This is a genomic window from Paenibacillus sp. yr247, from assembly GCF_900103825.1.
GTDB lineage: Bacteria > Bacillota > Bacilli > Paenibacillales > NBRC-103111 > Paenibacillus_E.
On sequence record NZ_FNIF01000003.1, the window covers coordinates 320,513 to 342,568 of the forward strand.

19 protein-coding genes are annotated in these 22,056 nt (G+C 44.5%); 5 read left to right on the top strand and 14 right to left on the bottom strand.

Annotation, left to right across the window (positions count from 1 at the left end; translation table 11 throughout):
• Positions 1–5 precede the first annotated feature (5 nt).
• Entirely contained in the window at positions 6–1,262 is a 1,257-nt protein-coding gene (locus tag BLT91_RS10515; protein ID WP_090820472.1) for an MFS transporter, read from the top strand.
• Positions 1,263–1,345: 83 nt separating this feature from the next.
• Here BLT91_RS10515 and BLT91_RS10520 read toward each other — a convergent pair whose 3' ends face one another.
• Together BLT91_RS10520 and BLT91_RS10525 are read right to left on the bottom strand one after the other, a co-directional pair.
• Positions 1,346–2,785, bottom strand: a complete 1,440-nt coding sequence (locus tag BLT91_RS10520; RefSeq protein ID WP_090820474.1) for an NAD-dependent malic enzyme — start codon at positions 2,783–2,785, stop codon at positions 1,346–1,348.
• A gap of 83 nt (positions 2,786–2,868) precedes the next feature.
• Positions 2,869–4,587 carry a MocR-like pyridoxine biosynthesis transcription factor PdxR gene (locus BLT91_RS10525; RefSeq protein ID WP_175532218.1) on the bottom strand — a complete coding sequence of 573 codons (1,719 nt, stop codon included), beginning with the start codon at positions 4,585–4,587 and terminating at the stop codon, positions 2,869–2,871.
• 423 nt (positions 4,588–5,010) lie between these two features.
• On the opposite strand from BLT91_RS10525, the gene BLT91_RS10530 reads away from it, so the two are divergent.
• Together BLT91_RS10530 and BLT91_RS10535 are read left to right on the top strand one after the other, a co-directional pair.
• On the top strand, positions 5,011–5,601 hold the full coding sequence (locus BLT91_RS10530) for a GNAT family N-acetyltransferase (RefSeq protein ID WP_090820476.1): 591 nt from the start codon (positions 5,011–5,013) through the stop codon (positions 5,599–5,601).
• A gap of 115 nt (positions 5,602–5,716) precedes the next feature.
• Positions 5,717–7,027, top strand: coding sequence for an aminotransferase class I/II-fold pyridoxal phosphate-dependent enzyme (locus tag BLT91_RS10535; protein ID WP_090820478.1), 1,311 nt, complete (start codon positions 5,717–5,719; stop codon positions 7,025–7,027).
• A gap of 258 nt (positions 7,028–7,285) precedes the next feature.
• Here BLT91_RS10535 and BLT91_RS10540 read toward each other — a convergent pair whose 3' ends face one another.
• The 8 genes from BLT91_RS10540 to BLT91_RS10570 form a co-directional block, all read right to left on the bottom strand.
• Positions 7,286–8,614, bottom strand: a complete 1,329-nt coding sequence (locus BLT91_RS10540; RefSeq protein ID WP_090820480.1) for a DRTGG domain-containing protein — start codon at positions 8,612–8,614, stop codon at positions 7,286–7,288.
• A gap of 111 nt (positions 8,615–8,725) precedes the next feature.
• Positions 8,726–10,336, bottom strand: a complete 1,611-nt coding sequence (gene aceB / locus BLT91_RS10545; protein ID WP_090820599.1) for a malate synthase A — start codon at positions 10,334–10,336, stop codon at positions 8,726–8,728.
• A 25-nt stretch (positions 10,337–10,361) separates the two neighbouring features.
• A complete protein-coding gene (aceA, locus tag BLT91_RS10550) occupies positions 10,362–11,639 on the bottom strand; it encodes an isocitrate lyase (RefSeq protein ID WP_090820482.1) in 1,278 nt (425 codons plus the stop codon).
• A 33-nt stretch (positions 11,640–11,672) separates the two neighbouring features.
• A complete protein-coding gene (locus BLT91_RS31450; RefSeq protein ID WP_175532219.1) occupies positions 11,673–11,840 on the bottom strand; it encodes a hypothetical protein in 168 nt (55 codons plus the stop codon).
• A 185-nt stretch (positions 11,841–12,025) separates the two neighbouring features.
• Positions 12,026–12,226 (bottom strand): hypothetical protein, encoded by a 201-nt coding sequence (locus BLT91_RS10555; protein ID WP_090820484.1) that lies wholly within the window; start codon positions 12,224–12,226, stop codon positions 12,026–12,028.
• A 208-nt stretch (positions 12,227–12,434) separates the two neighbouring features.
• Positions 12,435–14,228 (bottom strand): adenine deaminase, encoded by a 1,794-nt coding sequence (ade, locus tag BLT91_RS10560; RefSeq protein ID WP_090820486.1) that lies wholly within the window; start codon positions 14,226–14,228, stop codon positions 12,435–12,437.
• Positions 14,229–14,450: 222 nt separating this feature from the next.
• A complete protein-coding gene (locus BLT91_RS10565; protein ID WP_090820488.1) occupies positions 14,451–14,738 on the bottom strand; it encodes an Mpo1-like protein in 288 nt (95 codons plus the stop codon).
• A 5-nt stretch (positions 14,739–14,743) separates the two neighbouring features.
• Entirely contained in the window at positions 14,744–15,055 is a 312-nt protein-coding gene (locus tag BLT91_RS10570) for an Mpo1-like protein (protein WP_090820490.1), read from the bottom strand.
• A 364-nt stretch (positions 15,056–15,419) separates the two neighbouring features.
• On the opposite strand from BLT91_RS10570, the gene BLT91_RS10575 reads away from it, so the two are divergent.
• Entirely contained in the window at positions 15,420–15,869 is a 450-nt protein-coding gene (locus BLT91_RS10575; RefSeq protein ID WP_090820492.1) for a hypothetical protein, read from the top strand.
• 865 nt (positions 15,870–16,734) lie between these two features.
• Complete coding sequence (locus BLT91_RS10580) at positions 16,735–16,917, top strand: hypothetical protein (protein ID WP_090820494.1); 183 nt, start codon at positions 16,735–16,737, stop codon at positions 16,915–16,917.
• Positions 16,918–17,833: 916 nt separating this feature from the next.
• On the opposite strand, the gene BLT91_RS10585 is transcribed toward BLT91_RS10580, so the two are convergent.
• The 4 genes from BLT91_RS10585 to BLT91_RS10595 form a co-directional block, all read right to left on the bottom strand.
• Positions 17,834–18,199 (bottom strand): hypothetical protein, encoded by a 366-nt coding sequence (locus BLT91_RS10585; RefSeq protein WP_090820496.1) that lies wholly within the window; start codon positions 18,197–18,199, stop codon positions 17,834–17,836.
• An 83-nt stretch (positions 18,200–18,282) separates the two neighbouring features.
• Positions 18,283–20,505, bottom strand: a complete 2,223-nt coding sequence (locus BLT91_RS10590) for a HelD family protein (RefSeq protein ID WP_175532220.1) — start codon at positions 20,503–20,505, stop codon at positions 18,283–18,285.
• 683 nt (positions 20,506–21,188) lie between these two features.
• Complete coding sequence (locus tag BLT91_RS31455; protein ID WP_175532221.1) at positions 21,189–21,359, bottom strand: hypothetical protein; 171 nt, start codon at positions 21,357–21,359, stop codon at positions 21,189–21,191.
• Positions 21,360–21,615: 256 nt separating this feature from the next.
• Complete coding sequence (locus tag BLT91_RS10595) at positions 21,616–22,053, bottom strand: hypothetical protein (RefSeq protein WP_090820500.1); 438 nt, start codon at positions 22,051–22,053, stop codon at positions 21,616–21,618.
• Positions 22,054–22,056: the final 3 nt, after the last annotated feature.

The window sequence follows — 22,056 nt, forward strand, 5'->3', positions numbered from 1 at the left end:
AAATCATGGCAGCCGTTACAACATCTCCAGATCCTAGCTCCAAGAGCTTACATGGCACCGGAGACATCAAGCCTACCGTTTATCGCATTCTATTCGCAATTGGTCTTGTCCACTTGCTCAACGATTCAATTCAATCTGTCATTCCTGCAATCTTTCCCATACTGAAAAGCGAGATGGGCTTAAGCTATACACAGATTGGTTGGGTCCAGTTCGCCATTAATTTTACAGCTTCCATAATGCAGCCCGTTGTCGGCTTGTATACGGATCGCAAGCCATCCCCTTATATGCTGCCGATTGGAATGGCTTCCACCCTTATGGGGATGCTGCTTCTCGCCTTTGCCCATTCCTATTGGGTTGTATTATTGTCTGTATGCTTTGTAGGCCTTGGCTCAGCCGCCTTTCACCCGGAGGGATCTCGTGTATCTCATATGGCCGCCGGAGGACGCAAAGGTCTAGCTCAATCCATCTTCCAGGTTGGCGGTAACGCCGGCCAATCCCTGGCCCCGATAATGACCAAATGGATTTTCATTCCACTTGGATTATTCGGTTCCATTTGGTTCACGGGTGTTGCCGCGATAGCTATCGCCGTACAGCTTTATATCGCGGGTTGGTATAAAACCGTGCTGCGGGCCACACCGGTTATGTCAAAAGCAATCGCACAACGCACCGTCAGTCCGCAGCGACGCAAGCAAGTCATGTTCGCCATTTGCTTACTTATCTTTCTTGTTTTCGTCCGTTCTTGGTATGGCGCTGCGATGAGCGGCTACTTCGCTTTTTTCTTGCAGGATACCTACGGCATGTCGATCGACCGTGCGCAGGACTTTATCTTCTTGTTCCTCGCGGCTGGAGCCGTTGGGACATTTTTTGGCGGCCCGCTTGCAGACCGCTTCGGTAGACGCAATGTCATTTTCTTTTCTATGCTGGGTTCAGCACCGTTTGCTTTGCTCTTACCGCACGTGACGATCACTTGGGCATACATCTTACTTGTACTGATTGGCATAATACTGTTATCCAGCTTCTCAGTTACCGTTGTCTATGCCCAAATGTTGTTCCCTGGGAAGGTGGGGACGGTTTCTGGCCTCATTACAGGTCTAGCTTTTGGAATGGGCGGTATCGGGAGTGTCGTTCTTGGAAATCTCTGCGATGCGATAGGCACAACGCGCGTTATGGAATTATGTGCGTTTCTGCCGCTCCTTGGCATCCTGACTTTCCTCCTCCCTTCGGATCGTAAGTTAAAAGAGTGGACAGAAGAACAACAATAGCAAAAAAACCTTGCCAAGCAAGTTGAGATCTTCAACTGCTTGTGCAAGGTTTTTTTGTACGTCCATTGCTGCGTTACAACGGTTTATTCGTGATTAGCATCGTGAAGATCACGTTGGTTGCGCCGGCGAGCCACACCAGATTCATAGGCGGCTTCCATAACAGCTTCTCGCACCTTCTCAACAACAGCATGGTTGAACACACTTGGAATAATGTAATATTCGTTCAGCTCATCTTCATTCACGACCGATGCGATGGCTTTGGCCGCGGCCAGCTTCATTTCTTGGGTGATTCGCGAAGCTCTGCAATCCAGCACACCGCGGAAAATCCCTGGGAAGCAAAGAACATTATTAATTTGATTCGGATAATCTGACCGGCCTGTTGCCATTACACGAACATAAGGCTCCGCTTCCTCCGGGGTAATCTCCGGGGTTGGATTTGCCATTGCGAATACAATCGGGTCAGCGGCCATTCTCTTCACATCATCAACCTTAAGAACACCTGGACCGGAAAGACCGATGAAAATATCAGCGTCTGCAATTACATCAGACAAAGTGCCGCTTTGTAAAGAAGGATTTGTATTGTCTGCATACCATCCCCAAGCCGAATTCGAATAGCTTTCTCCGCGAACGATTGCGCCTTGTCGATCTACACCTATGACATTGGTGACTCCAGCAGCCAGAAGCATCTTTGTACAAGCAATCCCCGCAGCTCCGATGCCCGTGATGACTACCTTACATTCACTCAACTGCTTGCCTACCAGCTTAACTGCGTTCAACAACCCGGCGAGAATAACAACCGCCGTTCCGTGCTGATCGTCGTGGAAAACTGGAATATCCAGTTCTTTGATTAATCTTTCTTCAATTTCAAAGCAACGAGGCGATGAAATGTCTTCTAAATTTATCCCACCGAATGCCGGTGCGATCGCTTTCACAGTACGAATGATTTCTTCGGTATCCTGTGTGTCCAAACAAATCGGAAACGCATCAACACCCGCCATCTGCTTGAACAGCATGGCCTTCCCTTCCATCACCGGCATCGCCGCTTCCGGACCAATATTGCCTAGGCCCAGAACCGCTGAGCCATCCGACACAACGGCAACCGTATTCCGTTTAATCGTTAACGAATGTGCTTTAGCCGGGTCTTCATGAATTGCCATACAAACCCGGGCAACCCCTGGCGTATATACACGGGACAAATCGTCCCGATTTTTAATCGGTATCTTCGGGGTGACTTCAATCTTGCCGCCCAAATGCATGAGGAACGTTTGGTCCGATACGTTGATTAACCGAACCCCTTGAATACCATTCAATACTTTAACAATCGCTTCGGTATGCTCTGGATCGTTAACTTTAACCGTAATATCACGCGTTGTTGTTGTTTTACTAGCCCGCGTCACATCAATCGCGACGATATCTCCGCCCGCATCTCCAATAGCTGTAGCAATTTTCCCAAAAGTGACCAGTTCTTTATGTATTTCCAAACGCACAATAACACTTGTGCCACCACCATTTAATCCTGCCATTATAAGGATCACTCCTAAGAAAAATATTAATTGACCACATGTTAGATCATAGCACACAATGTCAATCCTGCCAAAAGCCAAATTCAACATTTTGTGACAATTTCATAAACATGTCGCAGAAGAGCAACGCCGCGGCGAATCTCCTCCTCGGTGAGATGCGCAAAACCGAAACATGCCCCAGCTCGCTCTGGGGGAAGGCCATAGGTCGCTGCATCGCTCCACGAGACGCCGGCCTTACGGCATGCGGCTGCATAGACGGCGTAGTCGCGGGGGTCGCCCCGCCACCAGCCAAACAGATGCAGCCCCGCATCGCTCTCCACCCACTCGAAGAGGGTGGACAGCTGCTCCTGCAGATGAGCCTGCAGGAGCAAGAACTTGCTCGCATACACCCGCCGCATTCGGCGCAGATGTCGCTCGTAGCCGCCGCTCGCCATGAAAGCGGCGAGTGAGCGCTGTTCGAGCAGCCCCGAAGGGTGCGGCTCGTAGAGCCGCTTCGCGGCCACAAAGGCGCCGAGCAGCGCCTCCGGCAGCACGACATATCCGATGCGCAGATCCTGCAGCATCGTTTTCGAGAAGGTGCCGATGTATACCACTCGGCCCTCTTGGTCTAGCACCTTGAGCGGCTCAATCGGCCGCCCGCGGTGCCTGAATTCGCTGTCATAGTCGTCTTCGACGATGACAGCGCTCTGCTCCGCCGCCCAGCGCAGCAGCTGCTGGCGGCGCTCCAGGCCCAGCACCGCCCCCGTAGGGAACTGGCGGCTTGGCGTCACGAACAGCAGCCGTGCGTTCCACGGCTGCGGGACAAGCCCTTGCCCGTCCACCGCAGCGTGGACGGGCACCCCGCCAGCGGCCAGCACAGCGCGGCTGGTGCCATGATAGCCCGGGCGCTCCAGTATGACCGGATCGCCTTCATTCACGAGCACCTGGGTCAGCAGCGCTATCGCTTGCATCGACCCATTGACGATCACGATGCGCTCAGGAGGCGCATCGATTCCCCGCATGCGCCTCAGGTGCTGAGCGATCGCTTCGCGAAGCGCATAATGACCCTCGGCGAAGTGAGCCTCCTCCTGCGGCGACTCCGTCATCCGCCGCACCTGCTCATACATCCCGCGATTCCAGAGCTCTCGCGGAAACTCATCCATTTGCGGATGACCCACCGCAAACGAAATCGCTTCTACTTGCCCTTGCTCCTGGCCCTGCTCACGCTTGTGCCTTTGCCCTTGACCCTGACCCTGCTCTCGCTTATGCCTTTGCCCTTGCCCCTGGCCCTGCTCTCGCTTTTGCTTTTGCCCTTGCTCCTGACCACGCTCACGCTTGTGTCTTTCTCCTTGCTCCTGACCCTGCTCTCGCATGTGCCTTTGCCCTTGCTCTAATCCTTCTCTTTGCTTCTGTCCTTCTCCTTCTCCTTCTCCTTCTCCTTCTCTTTCTCTTTCTCCTTCTCCTTCTCCTTCTCCTTCTCTCCGCGCTATCCGATCACCCTCACTAACCCGCGCCCCCCAATCCGAAAGTCGAATTTCCTTCCCCTTATTCTTCCGCTGTTTCTCCTGCTCACCGGCAAACACAACATAAGTCCCTCTACCTACATCAGCCTGCAAGTAGCCTTCAGCGATCAGCATATCGTAAACCTGGTTAACGGTCCCCCGGGACAGTCCGAACATAGCCGCCAATTCGCGGCTCGATGGGAGCTTCGTATTTAACTTCAGCTTATTCCCCAGGATCTCATCATGAAGAGCATGATACAAAGCCGCATATTTACTCGCATATCTAATTCGATAAGAATGATACGGCAAATGAAACTCCATGCTTAATCCTCCGATCTTCACAGTATTCAGTTCAGTATTCCGCATATCAAGTGTCAATGAACTCTGAGGACTATTTCCCGCTTAAAATGAAATAGCCTATTTGTTAGTTGCCTCAGCCATGATTTCGGGAACCTGAGTGCGGTATTTCTTGCAAAATGCTTATTTTCGTTCCCCAAAGGGAACTACAATTCGTTTTTCAGCCCCAACCGAGGGAATATACTCCGATTTTCAATGAATAAAGAACGAGGATCGCTTAGGAACCTGCAAACAAGTAAACGAAACAAATAACGCATTGACGTTCCCTCTTTAGACAAGCATTGCGGAAATATTGGTACATAAGAATATAACTAAATTGGATCTTTTTATAATTCCACTTTTCCATTAATCTCATAAATATGACATTATGACAAGGAGAACATTCCAATGAATCTAAAACCCCCTATTTTAGAAGGAACGCGTGTCGCTCTGCTACCTATGCAAGAATCCCATATACTCGGTCTCACGGAAGCTGCCGCCGACCCGAAAATTTGGGCCTACATGACCCCGCTTCTTCGTTCCGCAGATGTCGAGAAGTTTGTACGCGAAGCACTGGAAGAGCAGAAGGCAGGCCTTGGCATTCCTTACAGCGTCTATGACAAGCATACAGACACTTTCGTCGGCAGCACGCGTTTATTCGATATTTCCGCCCCACATCGGAATTTGGAGATTGGCTATACCTGGTACAATCCTCTTGTCTGGCGTACACGCGTTAATACCGAATGCAAATATTTACTGCTGCGACACTGTTTCGAATCGTTACACCTGCTCCGCGTACAACTTAAAACAGACCTACGGAACGACCGCTCTCAAGCAGCGATTACACGGTTAGGCGCCCAAAGGGAAGGGATTCTCCGTCAACATCGTGTGCTCCACGACGGCTATATACGGGACACCGTCATGTTTAGTATCATCGATTCCGAATGGCCTGAAGTTAAGCGCCGATTGGAAGGATTTTTGAATAAAGTAAGCGTTTAATTCCATTTAGAAAACGTTTCCGATAAAATTTGTTTCGCGCCGTGACGTACTCTGATGAAAGTGGTATAATAACTGCAAAAAATGAATAGCTCATTGGAAGGAATGACCCACTCTTATGAATCCTCTGGCAAGACAGTTAAACGAGACCCTCGAACGTGAAAATTCTCACGTGCATGACATGCTTTCTGCATTAGGTAGATCGATTTACTTCCCGAAAGAAGGTATTCTCAGCCAATCTGCTGAAGCAAAGTCCAAGGCCAAGAAATTCAATGCTACAATCGGTATTGCTATCGAAAATGGTCAGCCTATGCATTTGAAGGTCATTCAAGATACTCTCTCCACCTACGCACCAAAAGATATATATGAATACGCACCACCTGCCGGTAAACCTGAGCTTCGTACAGCATGGCGCAAAAAAATGCTCGAAGAGAATCCCGAGATTGGCAGCAAACTTATCGGTAATCCGATCGTTACGAATGCGTTGACACACGGTCTCAGCATTGCCGCTGACCTTTTCGCAGATGTTGGCGATGCTGTTCTTATCCCAGATAAAAACTGGGAGAACTACGAGCTAACGTTCGAAATTCGCCGTGGTGCACAGATCGTGAATTACCCGCTTTATAACGACGAAATGAAGTTTAATTCAGCAGGACTTCGCGAAGCTCTTTTTGCCCAAAAGTCCAAAGGCAAAGCAATCGTTGTCTTGAACTTTCCAAATAACCCTACAGGCTACACGCCTGGTGCTGAAGAGGGCAAAGAAATTACTGCAGCCATCAAAGATGCGGCTGAAGCAGGAATCAACGTAATCGTCCTTACAGACGATGCTTACTTTGGTCTTTTCTTTGAAGGTTCAATGCATGAGTCCTTGTTCGGGCAATTGGCTGATATTCACCCGCGCGTGCTTGCTGTCAAAATTGACGGAGCGACGAAGGAAGAGTACGTTTGGGGCTTCCGTGTAGGCTTCATTACGTATGCAGGCCAAAGCGAAGCGCTTCTTAGCGCTCTGGAGCAAAAAACAATGGGTATCATCCGTGCAACCATTTCCAGCGGCCCGCACCCGTCCCAAACGTTCGTGCTTCACGCGCTTAACTCTCCTGAGTTCGGCCAACAGAAGCAAGAGAAATATGAGATCATGAAAGGCCGCGCCAACCGTACCAAGTCCATTCTGGACAGCGGAAAGTTTGACGATGCATGGGGCTACTACCCCTTCAACTCCGGCTACTTCATGTGTTTGAAGCTCAAAACCGTTGATGCCGAATCCTTGCGCGTACACTTACTCAACCAGCATGGTGTAGGCACGATCGCACTAGGAACTACCGACCTTCGCGTGGCTTTCTCCTGTATTGAAGAAGGCAACCTCGAGGAGCTTTTCAACCTTATTTATCAAAGCGTTAAAGAAATAGAGACTGTCTCAGCAAGCAAATAACAGTAACAAACAAAGAGCACTTTCTAACCTCAAGTTAGAGAGTGCTCTTTGCTCATCGCTTTTCCTTCAACAAAAAAAGAGACCCACAGCAACGGGCTGTGGACCTAAGAGTATATATTTTAAAGGGGGGTCGACTTTTATTATAAGCTTGTTTCATTAACGTCAGATGAAAAACAGATTTCATTCTGATTACAAATAAAGTTATTAGATATCTCTTGCCATTTTACATGCCATCTGCTAGGACGTGCACGTTTACTTTTACAAGATTCGTGCTGTAAACATAGCTCTAGCTACTCTAGTACCGTTCGTCATGATTTCCATATCAATCTTGCAAAATCTGCGGCTCATCTCCACGATGGAAGGCACGATTTCGATGACGTCATCGATTTGCAGCGGGATCAGAAAATAACTGGAAGAGCTATCCAGAATGAGATCGCCTTTCTTGTGCTCCTGAACCGTACGGTAAGCCGCACGAATCATAATCGTTGTCAGCACACCCTCGGAGACCAAACCTTCAAAATTCGTCATTTGCGGTGTAACCGTTCCTTTGAAAAAAAGTTTGCCTTCCACATCTCGAAGTTCATCGATCCCTGAATAGATTTGCACCTCAAACGTTTCGGCGTTCTGAGGCTGTCTTTGCATATGCTGCATCGCTTTCATGACATCCTTGCGGCTAATGACGCCAATCATCTTGCGATCGGTATCTATGACGGGCAGCAGTTCAATGCCTTCCCACACCATCGTATGTCCAGCTGACGCTACCGATGTTTTCAAGTTTATCATCAGCGGATTCGGTGTCATTAGGGTGCTAACGAGCTGGTTCGGTTTTGCGCCCATGATATCCTTGGTCGTGATCATGCCAATCGGCATCTGATTCTCATCGATGACAGGGTACCGTGTGTGCGTCGTCTCCTCCACCAGCTTTTGCATGTCCTTGACCGTGTTTGCAGCTATGAGCGAGTAAATCGGGCTATCTTTGCGTACGATGTCATCGACGATCATAATTTTCTTCTTAATGAGACGGTCTTCCATCGCACGGTTAATCATCGTGGCAACCGTGAATGTATCGAATGAACTGCCGATAATAGGCAATTGCAATTCATCTGCTAGCTCCTTCACTTCAGGCGTGGTATCAAATCCACCGGTAATCAACACGCCAGCGCCCTGACTAAGTGCGCACATATGGGCTTGTACACGATTGCCGACAATGAGCAAATTGCCTGGCTCAATATACTTCAACATAGCTTCCAGCTGCATAGCGCCAATAACGAATTTGTTCAGTGACTTATGAATACCTGAAGAGCCGCCCAGCACAACGCCCTCCACCACATTCACGATTTCCGCGAATGTTAATTTATCAATGACGGGTTCTTCTTTCTTCTCCATGCGAATCGTACCGATCCGCCGTTTCGTGCTCACCAAACCGATATTTTCCGCTTCCTTGATCGCACGATAAGCCGTTCCCTCACTCACTTCCAGATCTTGGGCGATTTGTCGAACGGACAGCTTTGTGCCCACAGGCAAAGATTCAATATATTTCGTAATTTGTTCATGCTTCGTATGAAGCTCCGAATGGCCCGTGCTCATGGTTCACACCTCGCTGAACTGTTCTATAACATTGAAATAATTATATTATATTCAAATAAAAAAAGACAGAAGCCCTTTTTAAAGGCCCTGTCTCAAACTTGCTTATACTCATTACAAATACCGATACCCTTGTTCAGTTAAGAAAGATTCAAAGTCAGGTGAAACCGTCATCTGGGTAAAAAGCACATTCGCTAGATCAAACTTTCTTTGCTGGAGTGCTTCTTCCCCAAGTTTCGCTTTGATCTTTTCTAACTCCTCATATTGGATCTGTAGAAATAGCTCAGCCGTTACTTTGCGCCCGTCATCCAAGATCCCTAAGGGATGGTGAATCCACTGCCACAGCTGAGCGCGTGATATTTCCGCAGTTGCCACGTCTTCCATCAGGTTGTTGATCGGTACAGCACCCAAACCACGCAACCAGGCTTCCAAATACTGAATGCCAACGCTGACGTTCGTCCGAATCCCATTCTCCGTAATCAGTCCTTGCGGCACCTCCAACAATTGTTCAGCGGTAATCTCGACCTCAGATAGCTGCCTGCCTATTTGATTAGCTGATGGCATATGCTCATCGAATATCGCTTTCGCCACAGGGACTAATCCGGGATGCGCAACCCATGTGCCGTCGTGACCATTCCTCACCTCTCGCAGCTTATCAGTTCTCACTTTCGCCATTGCTTCTTCATTCGCCCTCGGATCATTCCTCACCGGAATTTGAGCAGCCATGCCTCCGATGCAAGGAGCATTCCGCTTATGACATGTCTGGATAGCAAGCAGCGAGTAAGCTTTCATGAAAGGCGATTCCATCGTGACCTGCGCACGGTCAGGAACAATGACGTGAGGCTGCTTGTGCAGCTTTTTAATAAAACTGAATATATAATCCCACCGTCCGCAGTTAAGTCCTGCGCTGTGCTCTCGAAGTTCATACAAAATTTCGTCCATTTCGAAGGCCGCTACGATCGTCTCAATAAGCACCGTAGCTTTAATCGTGCCCTGTGGGATTCCCAATTCTTGCTGAGCAAACTTGAATACCTCGTTCCAAAGACGTGCCTCCAGATGGCTCTCCAGCTTAGGTAAGTAAAAATAAGGTCCGCTTCCTTGCTGGGTCAATGCTTTTGCATTCAGGAAAAAGTATACGCCAAAATCAAATAACGATCCTGATACAGGGTGTCCATCAACTTTCATATGTTTCTCTTCCAGATGCCAACCGCGAGGCCGAACTTTAAGGACGGCTGTCTGATCCTGAAGGTGATAGCTCTTCCCTTCTGGACTGTTGAAGGCGATCTTTCCACGAACGGCATCGTGCAGATTCACTTGACCATCGATCGTATTGTTCCACGTCGGCGAGTTGGCGTCCTCGAAGTCAGCCATGTAAACGTATGCCCCAGAATTGAATGCATTAATGACCATCTTACGGTCGCCAGCTGGACCTGTTATTTCGACGCGTCGGTCTTGCAAATCCGCAGGGATCGGTGCTATTGTCCATTCGCTGCTGCGTACTCCCGCTGTCTCCAGAAGGAAGTTCGGCAGCTCTCCTGAATCAATACGATTCTGTCTTAGGTTACGCTGCTGCAATAGCTCAAGCCGTTTTGCTCCAAATGTTCGTTCAAGTAACGCCACGAATGCCAATACTTCCGGAGTAAAAATTCGCCTCTGCTCCACTCCCAAAGATATGTCTTGGAGTTCAATTCCACTAGGCAAGATTTGATCGATCAATACCCTCATCTCCTTCAACCTTCTGGCATTGATATTAATGGGCAAATTGCTCCTCTTCTGTCGAACCAGAAAGCGCAGTTGTGGAAGAAGTGCCGCTCGTAATTACTTGCGATACTTCATCGAAATAGCCCGTTCCTACTTCACGCTGATGGCGTGTCGCTTCGTAGCCGCGAGATTCGCTGGCGAATTCCGTTTGTTGGAACTGAGAGTAGGCTGCCATACCGCGATCTTTGTATTCGTGAGCGAGTTCAAACATGCTGTGATTCAGCGCATGGAAGCCTGCTAAGGTTACGAATTGGAACTTATAGCCCAGCTTGCCGAGTTCTTGTTGAAATTTCGCAATCGTTGGTTCATCTAATTTTTTCTTCCAGTTAAACGAGGGTGAGCAATTATAAGCGAGCAGCTTGCCTGGAAATTTCTCATGAATCGCTTCGGCAAAACGTCTTGCCTCCTCCAGGTTTGGCTCTGATGTTTCACACCAAACCATATCCGCGTAAGGCGCATAAGCCAGACCACGTGAGATCGCTTGATCCAAACCTGCGTTCACATAGTAGAATCCTTCGGGTGAACGTTCGCCAGTTACAAACGGTCGATCGTTATCGTCTATATCACTTGTAAGAAGACTTGCTGCATTCGCATCTGTTCGGGCGATTAACACTGTCTCCACACCCATCACATCAGCGGCCAACCTTGCTGCGATTAGGTTTTTCACTGCCTGCTGCGTTGGCAGCAGCACCTTGCCACCCAAATGGCCGCATTTCTTTTCGGAGGAGAGCTGATCCTCGAAATGGACTGCAGCGGCTCCCGCTTCGATCATGCCCTTCATCAACTCAAAGACGTTAAGTGGTCCTCCGAAGCCTGCTTCAGCGTCTGCCACGATGGGGAGGTAGAAATCAATACTTCCTCTTCCTTCCGCATGCTGGATCTGATCGGCCCGCTGCAGCGCTTGATTAATTCTTTTCACAACGCTAGGTACGCTGTTAGCTGGGTAAAGACTTTGATCGGGATACATATGACCGGATAAGTTCGCATCGGCGGCAACTTGCCAACCGCTCAAATAAATCGCTTTAAGTCCTGCTTTTGCTTGCTGCACAGCTTGATTTCCCGTTAGAGCTCCTAGTGCAGGAACAAAGTCTTCAGCGTTAACCCGCTCCCAGAATTTGCGAGCTCCCTGCTTAGCCAGTGTCTGTTCAATCATTACGGAGCCACGGAGGCGAAGCACATCCTCTACAGAATAAGGTCGAGACACCCCTTCGAATCGCTTGGAATTCCAGCTCGCTTGCAGCTGTTCACGTTGACTTTGTCTACTCATGATCATATGCACTCCTTTATTGGGTTTTGGTTTTTAAAAGGATACGTCTAGAAATCCGCTGCCGCCGCAAACCGGGCAAGTGTTTGGCCACAACACGCGATCCTGACCAAAATTGATGGACGACCCCTCTTTGTGAAAGTGCTCATCGGTGCTTCTGATTTCATCTAAATCTCCATTACCTTGGCATGTTGGACAATCCATTGTTGTATCCTCCTTTAATGTATTAATACAGTTTGTTTTATTAATATAATTTATAACACATAAAACAGTTGAATTCAATACTGTTTTATAAAATATTTATTTAACTTTTAATGTACTATAACAATAAAAAGCCTACCGAAAATTCGGCAGGCTTTCGTTTAATCTTATGAGATGTTTTACCCCGTTTATCCCACTTCCGTTTCATCATCAAAGGCATAGTACAGTGTCAAAGACAATGGTGATAATGGATAGAAAGCAGTTTCACCGCATTCATCGTGTTCCGTACGTTCTTCTCGATTCGCCACAGCTCTCTGAAAGTCATAGGCATGTTGGTGTATGAATTTCCTTCTCTCGAACAACTCCATCGACGATGCCAAACTACTCATAACCATCTCTCCCTTCAACATGTGCACCATTGTATTATTACAGAACTTGATTATATTTTATATTGTATAACTAAACAAAACATTTATGCAATAATAATTTGAAATTATTTTTATTGTTATATAACAAAGAAACCAGAGAGGTTAAATCCTCTCCGGTTTCAATAAGAAGTTTACAAGATACTGCAGCCACAATCAGTACTCTCGTTTGTTAAACAATTTCCACCTCAATTAGCTTGAACTGCGTTACATCGACGATACCTAGGTTTGAAATCCGAATTTCAGGAATGACAGGCAACGCAATTAACGAGAATGTCATAAACGGGGCGTTCAACGGACAGCCAATTTGTTTCCATGCTTTTTCGAGCTGTGCAACCTCATTAACGACTTCAAGCAATGATTTATCTGACATGAGGCCTGCGATGGTCATGGGTACTTGAGCCAGCACTTTACCGTTCTCAACAACGATCATACCGCCCCCCATTTTGACAAGCTCATTAGCTGCGAAAGCCATATCCTGCTCATTGATCCCCATAACAATTAGATTGTGACTGTCATGCGCCACCGTTGACGCTACCGCACCTGCCTTGATTTGAAAGCCATGCGTAAAACCAAGTGAAATTTGACCTGTTCCATGGTGTCGTTCGATACATGCGAGACGGATAATATCCTGCTCTACATCCGGTTGGATGATCCCTTGTTGAACATCGAGCATCGCTGTCATTTTCTCAGTTCTTGCGCTATTTTCAATAATGTTGATGACATTGACCTGCGTCTTATCCTGCTTGCTGCGACTTGCAAGCTTGAAGTCCACGGCAGTAAGCTCTCGCTTAACGTTCATGGAATTGCGTATGTGCTCTGGATACACGAAATCCGGGAAATCAACAGTGAGATTGCCTTTTTCAAAAACAACTTGACCATCGGTAATGACAGTCGAAGGCTCGACCTTCCGAAGATCGTCGATCAATAAAATGTCAGCACATTTACCAGGAGTAATGCTGCCCAAATCTTGCTCCATCTTAAAGTAGCGCGCCACATTAATCGTTACCATTTGAATTGCTGTTACTGGATCGACACCCTCTTCAATTGCGCGGCGCACCACATGATTGAGATGGCCTTTCTCCACTAAAGTTTGCGAATTTACGTCATCAGTGACGAGGGAGATATTGTCCGTGTTGACCTTATCTTCGGTTACTACCTTAATAACCTCTTTGACATCATGCCAAGCCGAACCTTCACGAATCATAAGGTGCATGCCCATGCGAACTTTGTGAAGGCCTTGTTCCCGTGTTACGGTTTCATGATCGGATGTCACGCCGGATGCTATATAAGCTTGCAGCATACGATCATCTTCACTTGGAAAATGTCCTGTGACCGTTTTACCGTGCTTGATCGTTTCTTCAATCTCCCCGCACATTTTCGGATCACCATAAACAACACCAGGGAAATTCATGACTTCACCAAGTCCAACCACATTGTCCCACTGCAGCCCCTCTTTTATATCGTTTACTTCTAAGCTTGCACCTGCATCTTCCAAGTCGGAAGCCGCTGGTACGCAGGAAGGGAAGGTCGTAAATACTTTGAGAGGCAGCTGCTGTCCCTCTTCGTGCATCAGCCTTACACCTTCTGTACCAAACACATTTGCAATTTCATGCGGGTCCATAAATATTCCAGTTGTTCCTTTAGCTAATGCCGCTTTGGCAAACTCGGTAACGGAAAGCATAGTACTTTCAACATGCATATGACCGTCTAATAATCCTGGAGAAATATACTTCTCTGTGGCATCGATAACAACCGTTTGAGCCCCAATGGTATGGTCTGCGTTCCCTACATACGCAATTCTACCAGCGGCAACAGCAACATCCATATGCTCAAGTAATTCACCTGAATACACATTGACTAATGTTCCATTCTTAATAACTACATCGGCAAAAGCTTCCCCTATTGCAACCTTAGCTAGCGTTCTACTCACTTCAACTAGTTTGTTTCTTTTATTCAAAGTCATGGGTCTTGAACTCCTTTATGTATTTCAATTAATTGGCTTACTACGAACGCGATAAAAACAGGAAAAGCGCTACGGGAGCTCGATTGTTCCGTTCGCGCTTTGCATTTTTGGCGTATTGACTAGCTAATTGAATGATTTCACTTCATCTTTGGTAGCACCAGTAATTAATGTCCTTTTTTGCTGGCTTTGGTTCTGGTTTAGCGATTACATTGAATTCCGGAATTATTTCGTGCTGCGCCCTTTACCAGTTATCATCTTTTTCACAAACCATATTGGACCTACAAGTAAATAAATCGGATTCGAGAAAAAAGAAGGCTTTTTGCCTTCGAACGCATGCCCGATAAACTGTAAAATCCACCCCACAACAAATAATAGGACGGCAAACTTCCAGCTAAAGAACAAGCAAGGGACCGAAATGACAATCATTGGAATCCCTACTGTATGTGTAAGCTTGTTTATCGGATGCTGGTGGTCTTCTTTATATTTTTCAAGAAAAGATTTATCAGCCATTGACTCTACCTACTTTCCTTTTTATCCAAACGATTTACCAGCATTAGAAAAAACATTTGAAAATCAGCTCGAAGCGACCAGAGTGGATGTCCAAACGAAGCCGGTTTATTGCCCTCCACAAAAAAGTGACTGTACCAAGCAAGCCCGTAAGCGATTACAGGAGCCATTAATAAGAACCAGAAATTGGACAAAAAAATAGCCAACACCACACATAAGAATACACACAATGTTCCAAAAAAATGCCACCTTCGAGTGGTCTTTTTACTATGCTGGTTCAAGTAAAACGACCAAAACTCCTTATAATTATTTATTTTCATGGTTTCCATCCTTTATTAAGAAATATTCAGATCTGAAATGTATATTCTCCAAAATACTCTACTTTCCTTTTAAGCTCTACAAGATATATTGAGATTTATTTCATCTCTATTTGGAGGCTTATAGCGCGGCAACACTTTTGATTCTTATCACTGACATAATTGGCTAAGCCAACATCATGGGTAATGAAGATAAAATTGTAGACCGTGAGCTGGCATAAACCATGGATGTTGGTTCAACGTCAATGAGAACTATAATATACGCAAATCACCTCCTTCAAATCACGTTTACAGCAAAAGGTATTAAGTAATATATTGTATTGATCATAAGTGAATTGTAATAAGTGACAAAAGGGAGGTGAATATTATGCGTGCAATTTCCTCTGGTCCGTTTGTGGTCCCTAGAACAACAGAAGGTACAGAACCTGAACCAACTTTTTTGTTTGTTTCTTTAAATAACCCGACTGATAAGGAACGAACTGTAACTGTGATTTTGTTTCGAGCCCCTATTTCTTTTGTTTGTGTTCCTCCAACGACAACAGTTCCTCCTCCACAACCATCAACTGAGGCAGAATTAGGCAGAGCGACAGTTACATTAGTGGATCATGAATCCTTTGTTGTGGCATTTGCCAGTTCAACACCTACGCCACTTTTTGATCAGAACGATATCCTTCGTCTGGTGGTCCAAGGAGGGGTAGCCAATCCTAATAAAAGCGATGGAATTCAAGTAAGTGTAGTTGGTAGACAAGCAGGCACCGTAACTCAAGAACCCACTATGTTCTTCCGCCACAAAGATTTTATTGAAACAAAAGCTTAATGATTATGTTACAAACTGACGCCGGTTCAGTACCTACGCCAGTTTGTTTAATTTCCTCTGTGATCGGCTTGTCATGACAATTGCCTCGACGAGTCATGCTGATTCGCGCGCCAACCTATGACAGCTTGTCTTGGTAATTGTAGGACGTGTACTGGAACCCTTGATCTTCTGCCCGTTTTTTACTGGCATAAAAAATGCGTCAACTGTGCCAGAGAACCCATCGCCTGTACATATCACCATTGTATCATTTGTATAATTCTATGATCCAAGAACGATATCTTATTCATCTGTTATAAAACAAAAAAACCCTTATATATCAAGGGTTTCATGCTTGTAACATTGGGATGCGGTCGGAGGGATTTGAACCCTCACGCCTTGTGAGCGCCACCCCCTCAAGATGGACTTTACTTTAGGTTTAAGACCGATAAAACCCGTTGAACCCTTGATATATAAGGGCTTCCAGAGTTCAAGTTTCTTTGACTTCTGAGGGTTTATGATGTCTTATGATGAATTTCGTCCCCAATTCGTCCCCATGTCCCCCATAAAATAAGTCTGCACCTCTCTCCCCCTCCAATTAACTTAAACCCACATCCCACAAGGTTTCTCAGCCATTTTTCTGTTTACTCCCACATTCCCTAAGCAAAATAAGTTTGCTGCTGAAACCGAAGATCTAGTGGATAAAAACGAACAACCGAAAAAAAGCAAAATAAGTTTGAGCCGAAAGGCAGGGTAAATAAGAGAGGAACATTAGGATTTAAAGGGTGGTTTGATTGAGTAAAGCGATTGAGAAAGGCTTTGAGGCGTTGAAAAGAGTAATTGAGGGACGGATCGGTAACACCAATTGGAAAGGTTCGAGAGGGGCAAAATGCAGACGTGGCAAGTGATTTCGATTGGGTATAGATTTAGACTTGCCAACATCGACATGAGACATGAGACAAAAGAGGATAAATTGAGGGCTTGTGATCCAGCGGCGGATGATTGGGATGCGACCGATCAATGGATTGGATTGAAAAAAATAGGCCAAGCAAAAATCAGGGCGAATGCTTGATTCCAGTCGGCTCTGCGGTAAACTTACCTGTTGAACATGCACCGTATGCGGGTCAAAATGCGAGTTTTATAGAGACTGTTATAGTCGGCTGGAGCCTTGATTTTACTGGGTTTTGACGTTCGCATTACGTTCGCTTAAGCTCCTTTTAGTTGGTTTAGGAGAGGTTTTTTCACCAATTTAACACCAGTTTTACACCAATAGTCTACTAGTTTTAACACCACTTTTTCACACCAATATTTACATCGATATTTACACCATATTTACACCAATAGTGCCAAAAAAGGATCATTACTGGACACATGTTCCCAGAGGAATATGTATGGGTTCATGTGAAGAGGACATGAATATCATTTTGGGTGCATGTAGATTTACACCGATATTATACATGCACAAAAGAGATCCAAGTAGTTAAAAACCGCGAAAATACGTACATCTCAGGGTAATACATGTTAGTTTCGGGTGAAATACTAAATATATTAACACCAATCATTACCTCTTATCCACAATAATTCCTTATGCCCAGAGCTACCGAATGTAGATATAGCAAGGGCTTGAACGTTGTTCGTTACCACTTTCCACGCCAATTTAAACTGGTGACAAATGGGTGCATGTAGGGTGCGAACGTTTATTCCCAGTAAATATGATCCTCCTTGGCATTTGTTCTGTACTATAACTATCTTCAATGCATTTCCAAAAACCATATACATCATTTAGTCTCAGCCCTACATTGATTTCAAAATTTCATAATCCGTCTCGCTCCTCGAATAATATTGGTTTATAACAAAATATCATTCCAGCACAATACCCTTGTATGTGCTTCTCCAACTATTTACGTGAACCTTTCCAATTGCCTTAAGGAATAAAAAAAGAATACCATTTTTGATCAACGGCATTCTTTTCGTAGGCTTAATTTATTCTATTTTTTCTTTTTACGCAATGTATTCAGTACTTCCTTCTCAAAAATCAAATAGACTCTAGCATCAGCAGTTGCAAAACGATGTTGTTTAATTACACTCTCATATTTATTTTTTGTGTAGACCGAAATATGATAAGAAATCAATTTTTCGATGGCTCCGTAAAGGTTTTTATGTAAATTAAAGATTTGATTAATTTGGATAACTGAAACTCTTTCTCCATTGTGCCTTTTGCAAAAATAACTTGCCTTGGGAGGTCTAATACTTTGGTGTGATAATTCACCGAAATAGTCATCGTCAATTAAAAAGCGCATAATTAATTCTTTTATTGTTGAATCTTCAGCATTCTCTAAATGTTTTTGGTTCAAAGTTGTCTCTCCTAACGTTAGTACACTGGGTGATTGCTATCCTCCGTAGCGGCACTTACATTCACATTATGAATAATGACATTTTATAAAATCTCGTTTAAGCTTTCATTTCCTTTTAGTTCTGAAACTGACAATCCCTTAAGTAACGGCGAGATTGTGCCGTGATAATACACATGAAGATCATGATGGGCGCGAGTGATGCAAATATACATCAATTTGGTATCAAGTACTCGACTTTTTAAAAATCGTTGGTCATTGGCATTAGGGATGATTACAGCATCGAATTCCATACCTTTAACCAAATATGAAGGAATTAGAATGATCGATCCTTTTAATGTTATGTCGTCAGAATCGACTAGTTGTACGCCCTCAACCCCGATTTCAACTAATTGACGATAAATACCATCTGTCTGCCTCAAATCTTTACCTATGATTGCTACTTTTGAGTGCCCCTTCTTGATGAAATGATCTAAAGATTCCTTAATACGCATTAAGAGATCTTGACCGTCTGCAACTCGTTGAATAACTGGTTTCCCTCCCTTACGATTAACAGGAATAATCCGTGGTAGGGAGAGTTGGCTATTCTCAATTACTTGATTAGCCATACTCATGATTTCATAAGTGGAGCGGTAACTTGTTTCCATCTGCATCATTCGGATGGTTTTTGTTCCAATCACTTGTTCGTCTATCTCAGACCATGCTTGTATACCTGTAGGGTATATACTTTGAGTAATATCGCCTAAAATAGTAACAGAATTTGAAAATTGTTTAAGCATAAAAAGTTGAAATGGACTTAGATCCTGGGCTTCATCAATTACCATGTATCCAAAGGAGGCTTTAATCCCATTCAGGCGGTTTTCAATATAAAGCAAAGCAGCTAAGTCTTCATATCCAGTTTCCTGCTTACTTTTCGCACAAAGGAGATCAGCCAGCTCAGAATTAATATCAGGGACTAATCCCATTAACAAACCTTTATCAAAAAGTTGATTGTATAGTTCCAAAGTACTTACACTTTCCCAATTATTGGAAAATTTATCGTAAGCCATTTTACCTGCGACCGCTATCTGATCCTTTTTGAAAGCTTTCGCATGCTCTAGTGATACAAACAATGTTTTTCGATTCGTACTACCTTCCGGTAATGCCTGTACCCAATCTTGAACAATTAGTTCAAATTGCTCTTCGATCGACTTTTGTTGGCCCTTTACTTCATTTTGAATTAAATTCTTTATTGAACGCAGCACTTGTTCTCGACAATGGTTTATAGGTAAATGTTGATATCCCTTATAAATTTCATGGATTTTCTCTTGACTTAAAGAAAATGAAGCGTTTAAATACAATGATTGTTTCGGCCAATTGTGTTCTATTTGGTGGTCCATATAACGTTGAAGAGCCCTTTGAAACGCCATACTGTTCTTGAATCTTGAGATCAAGACAACACTTTCATCAGAATTCTCCTTATTCATAACTTCAGCCAATTCTAAATGTGGAGGCTGGATAGTCTTTAGAGATAAGTGTTTCAGCGCAAAACCTATAAATGTGTCTTGTTGGATCCCCTGAATATCTAGCTCTGGAATAATGCTCTGCATGTAGGAGATGAACATTCTATTGGGTGCAACGACTAAAATATGTTCCGGTTTCAAAACCTTCTCATATTGAAAAAGTAAATAAGAAATTCGATGCAACGCTACAGACGATTTCCCACTACCGGCGACTCCTTGAACGACCACGGGTTGATCTATGGGAAGACGAATAATTTCATCTTGCTCTTCTTGCAGAGATGAGATGATTTCCTGTAACTGAAAACCTTCAGCCGTGTGGCTTAGGATCTCATTTAGGAATTGCTCATTAGTAACGTTTTCAACAGGAATAAGTATGGATTCATTTTTTGTATCCGGTAGGGGCTTTGGAATCTCCATCTGCCCCACATCAACTACTCGATTAACTCTATGTTGGTCCATTGTAATTTGTCGTTTACCGATCAAATTACCAATACCCGGCCAGTGCTTTTTACCACCAGAGTATGTAGTGTACAATTTGCCGAAGTCCGATCTCCAATCTATAACAATCTCATTTTCACCATATTCATCACCAATACTCGTTTTCCCTACATAATAGGGGACCCTTTTGCCATCCTGTTGCATTACGTCCATACGGCCTAGGTATGGATGAGAACGAGCTTGCAGTATACTTTCTATCCGTTCTTTACGCCGCTTAATGATAGTTTGGTCTGCTCTATTAGTAACTACAGTTTTATGCCCTGTCAAGTTCTCTAGAATTTGATTTATTATTTTTAGATTCGTATTCAACGTTCCTTGTTCATACTGTATCCTCGTATCCATATTACACCTCTGTATCTCAGTGATTAGAGTTTATTCTGTAGGGGCATTTTTTCACATCTAAAAATTCGACACTATTCCAAATTCCCCTTCTTTTGTATGGTTAAATGGAGAGTTAAGTTGTTGGCTTTGTAAGTAAAGTAAAATATTCGTGGGATACACAGCCGTTTGCCCACGTAGAATCTCTTCCCAACACTATTCTGGAGACTCAATATACTCTTGATTTTTATTGACTACTACTACTATAAAGGTTAAAACGTTATCAACGACCTTATCATTACAAGTGATGCGAATTAAAGTGACGGATAAGCTTTGCCCAACACCCCTTCACGGACAGTTCTCATCTCGCCTTGTTTTAACCGTTCAGATAAGACTATTTTTACTAAACAGATTTTGCAGGGATTGTTCTGAATAGCCTCTAAAGGTTCCTTGAGCATCCCTCGATTATTGTTCTTATAAACCATAATACAGACATCTTTTGACTACTAATGGTCACCGAATGCGCGTTCCCTATAATAAATTTAAAACATTCTAAGCAATCTCCTTGCTCCCACCTATATCGTGAAAGAAACCTAATAAAAGACAACCAGAGCAGGAATTTGAAATTCCTGCTCCGGCTGTTAATCTTATTTATATAGGTTACGTGACACAAATCACTTTACTGCACCTATATCCTTTTGCAAACTATCCTCAACACATTCGGTAATTAATTGCATAAATGGTTTTAGATCCTTTCCCATACTTGCTAATTCTAAAGATTCATAATATTTTATACGAGCGGCATTTTCAGCTTTTACAATTGCTGGTGGAAATCCGTATTTCATTAAATCAATTTGGTATCCAAGTATTCAAAAAAGGAGGAATTGATTTCAAGGTGTGAAGAATATCGCGAGGATGGGCTTGAGAATTGGAAGAGCATCGGGGTGCAACCTAGCACGGATCGGGTTTGTGAAATCATTTTTGGAGACAAAGTTTTCAGGTCACCCATTATGTGAGTCTATCTGTGAAATACAACGAAGATCGTGATCAAATTTGGAGAAATGTCGATGTCGGAAGTTACGCAAGTAAAGGGAGAGAATTTCATTTCTCACTTCTGTATTGGTCGAAAGAGCAAACGCCAAAGGGAACACTCGTATACTTTGCTTCGATGTACCAGACATGACCAGGCCACTCAACGATTACATCAATTTCGCTCCAGCCTTCCCTCCACGTAATTCCAGATGGAGGAGCTATGGATTTCCCCAATGTTACTTGCACATCCTTGCGATCTTCTATCCTGATGGGTTCACCAAATGATCTACGAAATAAGTCACTAATCCATATTACAGGATCCACCTGAATAAGAGTCCGAAAGCAGTTCCACGTAATGACGTCCTCACTGTTCTTGCTCCTCATCTGGTCTTGCTTCCGACCAATAAAACTTTCTAAAACTGAACTGTACCGGTCTATAATAATCTGATCGCGAAAGTCATCAAAAATAAACACCCCTGCCTTGCTGACCTTGCCTTTACACTCCATAAT

Bases quoted from the DNA above. Each gene is read 5' to 3' on its own strand.
- BLT91_RS10580 (WP_090820494.1), top strand. From the start codon at position 16,735: ATGCAGACGTGGCAAGTGATTTCGATTGGGTATAGATTTAGACTTGCC.
- BLT91_RS10525 (WP_175532218.1), bottom strand. From the start codon at position 4,587: ATGGAGTTTCATTTGCCGTATCATTCTTATCGAATTAGATATGCGAGT.
- aceB (WP_090820599.1), bottom strand. From the start codon at position 10,336: ATGAGGGTATTGATCGATCAAATCTTGCCTAGTGGAATTGAACTCCAA.
- BLT91_RS10595 (WP_090820500.1), bottom strand. From the start codon at position 22,053: ATGGAGTGTAAAGGCAAGGTCAGCAAGGCAGGGGTGTTTATTTTTGAT.
- BLT91_RS10530 (WP_090820476.1), top strand. From the start codon at position 5,011: ATGAATCTAAAACCCCCTATTTTAGAAGGAACGCGTGTCGCTCTGCTA.
- BLT91_RS10575 (WP_090820492.1), top strand. From the start codon at position 15,420: ATGCGTGCAATTTCCTCTGGTCCGTTTGTGGTCCCTAGAACAACAGAA.
- BLT91_RS31455 (WP_175532221.1), bottom strand. From the start codon at position 21,359: ATGAAATACGGATTTCCACCAGCAATTGTAAAAGCTGAAAATGCCGCT.
- BLT91_RS10520 (WP_090820474.1), bottom strand. From the start codon at position 2,785: ATGGCAGGATTAAATGGTGGTGGCACAAGTGTTATTGTGCGTTTGGAA.
- BLT91_RS10570 (WP_090820490.1), bottom strand. From the start codon at position 15,055: ATGAAAATAAATAATTATAAGGAGTTTTGGTCGTTTTACTTGAACCAG.
- BLT91_RS10540 (WP_090820480.1), bottom strand. From the start codon at position 8,614: ATGAGCACGGGCCATTCGGAGCTTCATACGAAGCATGAACAAATTACG.
- ade (WP_090820486.1), bottom strand. From the start codon at position 14,228: ATGACTTTGAATAAAAGAAACAAACTAGTTGAAGTGAGTAGAACGCTA.
- aceA (WP_090820482.1), bottom strand. From the start codon at position 11,639: ATGAGTAGACAAAGTCAACGTGAACAGCTGCAAGCGAGCTGGAATTCC.
- BLT91_RS10555 (WP_090820484.1), bottom strand. From the start codon at position 12,226: ATGAGTAGTTTGGCATCGTCGATGGAGTTGTTCGAGAGAAGGAAATTC.
- BLT91_RS31450 (WP_175532219.1), bottom strand. From the start codon at position 11,840: ATGGATTGTCCAACATGCCAAGGTAATGGAGATTTAGATGAAATCAGA.
- BLT91_RS10515 (WP_090820472.1), top strand. From the start codon at position 6: ATGGCAGCCGTTACAACATCTCCAGATCCTAGCTCCAAGAGCTTACAT.
- BLT91_RS10535 (WP_090820478.1), top strand. From the start codon at position 5,717: ATGAATCCTCTGGCAAGACAGTTAAACGAGACCCTCGAACGTGAAAAT.
- BLT91_RS10565 (WP_090820488.1), bottom strand. From the start codon at position 14,738: ATGGCTGATAAATCTTTTCTTGAAAAATATAAAGAAGACCACCAGCAT.